Consider the following 3,981-nt stretch of genomic DNA (forward strand, 5'->3'; position numbering starts at 1 on the left):
GGGATGGATCCCCATAGCCGCAGCCGCTGAACACCCCCTTCAGTGGCGTTGGTGCCGTGGGCTCAGCCTCCAGGGCCACATCCGCCCAGAGCTCCGCCCGCCAGCCCGCCCCGTTCAGCTCCGCCAGCAGCGGCCGGTTCACCTCGCCGTGGTGACCCACCGTGCTGGCGTAGGCCGGATCCACGATCACCAGCAGGCCGTGTGAGCTCACCGCTGGCTCAGCAGCACGATGAGCTGGGCATCGGGCTGCCGACATCAGATGTGCGGATCGTACGGCGAGGCCTTGGCTGGTTGCTGCACAATGCCGCCAGATGGCCTCGCCTGCCGCCCCCATGGCCGATCTGCTGGAGCTGGGCCGCCGAGGTCGCGCTGAGGAGCTGAGCCAGCAGGCCCAGGCACGGCGTTCCGCTGCCGGCTGGAATGCCACGGCCGCGCTGGAGCTCGCCTGCGCCTGGCTGCTCGCTGGTGATCTCCGCCAGGCCGATCACACCCTGTTGGAGGCCGACCGGCTCGATCCCGCTCTCGCCCTGGTGCCCGATGTGTGGGGGCTCTGGCCGGCGCCGGAGGCCAGCGCCGAGGCCACTGCCAGCCCCCGCGGCCAGCAGGCCCAGGCTCTGGCGGCGCGGTTCCGTGCCTGGCGCCATCCTGATCCCCAGGACCTTTGGCAGCAGCTGTTGCCCCAGATCCAGGCCGACTGGCGCCGAGCCCTGGAGCCGGAGCTCGGCGATCCGCTGCTGATCCTTGGCCGGGCCAGCGCGCTGCCGGGGGCGGCGCCCCTGGACCCGCCGTTCGAGCCTGCGCTGGCCCGGCTGGTGGCCGATGCCGAAATCGCCGCCGAACCCGCCGCCAGCTGTCGCTACTGGCAGCGGCTTGCCTCCTGTCGCCCCCAGTGGGATCTGGCCAGGATCCGCGCCGCCGATCTCTGCCTCGCCCGCGGCGAGCTGGAGGCCAGTGGCCGCTGGCTGGCCGATCCGCCCGCGCAGGCCCTGGCCAACCCCTGGTTCCATGACGTGAGCGCCCGCCACGCCCTCGAACGCGGCGCCGTGGAGCAGGCGCTGGAGGCCTGGGCCGAGGCCATCCGCACCGCCGGGGCCGGTGGTGGGTCCCCGGTGGCGATCTTTGAGCAACGCTGCCGCGAGGCCCGCCGCGGGCCGGGTGTGTTGCAGGTGCGCAGCCTGGCCCAGGGCGGTGACGCTGCGGCTGCCTCGGCTCTGCTGGAGCGCCTGCTGGCCGATGACCCCCAGTGGCAGCCCCTGCGCAGCCTGCGTGAGCGGCTGGGGGCCAGCCGGGAGCCGGGCCCGGCGCAGCCCTCGGATGGCTCCGGTGCGGAGTCCTTCAGCCTGCTGCTGGATCGCGCCGCCGCCTGTCTGCAGGGCCTCGGCCATCCCGTGCCCCAGCCAGTCACAGCCAGCCCCGCTGAAGGAGGCGATCCGCTGGCGGAGCTGGAGGCCTGCAGCCAACGCCTCAGCGACTATGAGGCCCGCTTCGCTCTGGCCTGAAGAGGCTTCAGGCCTGCTGTTCCAGCCGCTCCAGCAGGGCCTGGATCAGGGTTTCGGCCCGGGCCATCTGCTGCCGATGCCGCCCCAGTTGCTGCTCCTGGGCCTGGTGCGCCAGGAAATAGGTTTCCAGCTCCTCCTGCACCTGCTGCAGCATCAGCAGGTTGAGTTCGGCGTCGTCCCGCGCCTCCTCCAGCTGCAGCCGCAGGCCGGCGACCTCAGCCTCCAGCTGTTTCGGGTCGCTGGCCGTGCTGACACCCGTGCTGGTGTTGGACTCGCTCATCAGCGATACCTTAAGCAAGGTTTGCCGATCAACAACCGTGACGGTGATCCCAGCGTCCCTGCCGGCCCAGGCTCTGCATGTGGACTGGCAGACCTTCACCAGCTTCCCGGCCTTCCAGGAGCATCTCCAGCGCACTACGGCGCTCTGGCGCTCCCAGGTGCGCGACGCCCTGCGTCTGATGGCCCTCAACGGCATCCTCGATCCCCTCAGCGGTGCCGTGGTGCCGGCCGCCGCCCTGCGGCTGAACGGCCCTAACTACCGCGAAACCCTGGAGCACAACGGCTGCCTCTCGCGGCATCGCGCCGTGCTGCTGGTGCTGCAGCAGCTGATCGCCGGCGGCACCCTGCCGCCCATCCAGGAGCTGGAGCTCTACTGCCCTGAGGCCGTCACCCCCTTTGCCGAGCTGCTGCGCCGCCTCTTTCCCCGCGCCCTTCTGAGTGAATACCTGCCCGATCCCGCCGATCGCCGTCGCCGCAGCCTTCCCCATCAAGACCTCTGTGCCCTCTCCCTGCCTGACGCCTGCATGGATCTGGTGCTGTGCAACGAGGTGTTCGAGCACCTCTACGACCTGCCCGCCGCCCTGGCGGAGATGGTGCGCATCCTGCGTCCCGGCGGCCAGCTGCTGACCACTTTCCCATTCGCCTACAACCGCATCGACACGATCGTGAAGGCGCGCCATCGCCCCGGGGCCTCCCCCGGCGTGGCGGCCGAGGCGGAGCTGCTCAGCGAGCCCGAGTTCCACGGCAACCCCGTGGATCCTGACCAGGGCAGCCTCGTGTATCAGATCCCCGGCTGGGACCTGCTCGACCAAGCCCGTGCCTGCGGCTTCCTTGAGCCCACCATCCACTGGATCGCCGCGCCCAGTTACGGCGTGCTGGGCCAGGAGATTCCCGCCGTGATGGTGCTGGTGGCCCGGCGCTGAGCGGTGCTCGCGGCAGTGGGGGCCATTCAGCTGCAGGGCATCAGCGAAGTCCGTGCCTTCACGGTGCACCTCCAGAGCGTGCCTCACCAGACAGCGCCGGATCCATCGCTGGTGATCAGGATTTTCATGCGAACACCTCCCCGGCGTGCTGATTAGCCTTGTCGTAATGCTTTTGATCCAACCGAGGCTGCGCCTGTGAGCACCTACACCGCTGTTGTGAAGCAGGACGGCGACTGGTGGATAGGCTGGGTGGAAGAGGTGCCTGGTGTGAATGCCCAGGAGTCCACCCGCGAAGGGCTGCTGGCCTCGCTGAAGGTGGTGCTGCAGGAAGCTCTGGAGATGAACCGCGCTGAAGCCCGCGCTGCCGCCGGCAGCTGCTACGAGGAGCTGGCGCTGGCCTTGTGAAGCGCCGGGACCTATTGCGCGAGGGCGGCAACCACTCCTGGTGGCACCAACCCGAGCTCAACAGGCGCAGTGCCATACCCCGGCACAACGAAATCAAAGAGCATTTAGTGCGAAAGATCTGCACTGACCTGGGCATTCCACGCCCCTGAGCAGGATTTTCATGGCCAACTCAGCCGACAGTGCTTGTGACCAGCGTCCTGTGCATTGGGGTGAAGATCCGCGCTGTGATCAAGGCCTTGGAGCAGGCAGTACAACTATCCACGCCGGCCCACACGGCACCCTCAAAAGCATTGCCCGACAATCCGGAGTGCCCCTGCCATGAGCCAAGCCTTTGCCGTTGTGATCGAAGAAACCGATCACAACTTCTCTGCCTATGTGCCCGATTTGCCCGGCTGTGTGGTCACAGGTTCCACGCCTGATGACGTGCTCGCTGAGATCCGTGACGCCATTGCCTTTCACCTCGAAGGCCTTGTCGCCGATGCCCAGCTCCAGCCGCCTGTGCGCTCCAGCGTGGCCACCGTGCTGGTGTAGCGAAACTCCTTGAAGTAGAGCCCCCAAAGCGGTCATCAGGCGGTAGAGGCTGGCAATCGTGCAGCGCTGTGGGGCGTTCTCCAGCGACGACACTGTTTGCTGCTGCAAGTCGCCAAGCTGTGACGGAAGGCGGGCCCCATGGGACAAGACTCATCCCCTGCAAGGAATAGATCCAACTTGTCCCCTATAGGACTTCAAATCCAGTTAAGGAGGCTCTGGAAAACCCGAGCCATCCGCGCGAAAATATCCCTGTAATCGCAGGCGCGGACTGGGTTCATGGGCAGCAAGCAGCTCGGATTCGGTGATTACGAGCAGACCACGGCCAAGAAGCGCACGAGGCGCGA

7 protein-coding genes are annotated in these 3,981 nt (G+C 67.7%); 5 read left to right on the forward strand and 2 right to left on the reverse strand.

The window, feature by feature from the left end; translation table 11 throughout:
• Positions 1–211 (reverse strand): hypothetical protein (locus IQ216_RS12185; protein ID WP_193815668.1); only part of this gene is annotated, 211 nt, incomplete at its 3' end.
• A 100-nt stretch (positions 212–311) separates the two neighbouring features.
• Between IQ216_RS12185 and IQ216_RS12190 the strand changes: the two genes are divergently transcribed.
• Entirely contained in the window at positions 312–1,499 is a 1,188-nt protein-coding gene (locus IQ216_RS12190) for a hypothetical protein (RefSeq protein WP_193815669.1), read from the forward strand.
• A 7-nt stretch (positions 1,500–1,506) separates the two neighbouring features.
• Here the strand turns inward: IQ216_RS12190 and IQ216_RS12195 are convergent, their stop codons facing one another.
• Positions 1,507–1,779: a hypothetical protein gene (locus IQ216_RS12195; RefSeq protein ID WP_193815670.1), complete on the reverse strand. Its 273-nt coding sequence runs from the start codon at positions 1,777–1,779 to the stop codon at positions 1,507–1,509.
• Positions 1,780–1,816: 37 nt separating this feature from the next.
• Between IQ216_RS12195 and IQ216_RS12200 the strand changes: the two genes are divergently transcribed.
• From IQ216_RS12200 to IQ216_RS12210, 4 genes are all read left to right on the forward strand, one after another.
• Positions 1,817–2,701 carry a class I SAM-dependent methyltransferase gene (locus IQ216_RS12200; protein WP_193815671.1) on the forward strand — a complete coding sequence of 295 codons (885 nt, stop codon included), beginning with the start codon at positions 1,817–1,819 and terminating at the stop codon, positions 2,699–2,701.
• A 195-nt stretch (positions 2,702–2,896) separates the two neighbouring features.
• On the forward strand, positions 2,897–3,106 hold the full coding sequence (locus IQ216_RS12205; RefSeq protein WP_193815672.1) for a type II toxin-antitoxin system HicB family antitoxin: 210 nt from the start codon (positions 2,897–2,899) through the stop codon (positions 3,104–3,106).
• Positions 3,103–3,255 (forward strand): type II toxin-antitoxin system HicA family toxin, encoded by a 153-nt coding sequence (locus IQ216_RS14790; protein ID WP_370566742.1) that lies wholly within the window; start codon positions 3,103–3,105, stop codon positions 3,253–3,255. The genes IQ216_RS12205 and IQ216_RS14790 overlap by 4 nt, the downstream gene beginning before the upstream one ends.
• 169 nt (positions 3,256–3,424) lie before the next feature.
• Positions 3,425–3,637: a type II toxin-antitoxin system HicB family antitoxin gene (locus tag IQ216_RS12210; protein WP_193815673.1), complete on the forward strand. Its 213-nt coding sequence runs from the start codon at positions 3,425–3,427 to the stop codon at positions 3,635–3,637.
• Positions 3,638–3,981: the final 344 nt, after the last annotated feature.

This window comes from Cyanobium sp. LEGE 06143, assembly GCF_015207535.1.
In the GTDB taxonomy this organism is placed as follows: Bacteria; Cyanobacteriota; Cyanobacteriia; order PCC-6307; family Cyanobiaceae; genus NIES-981.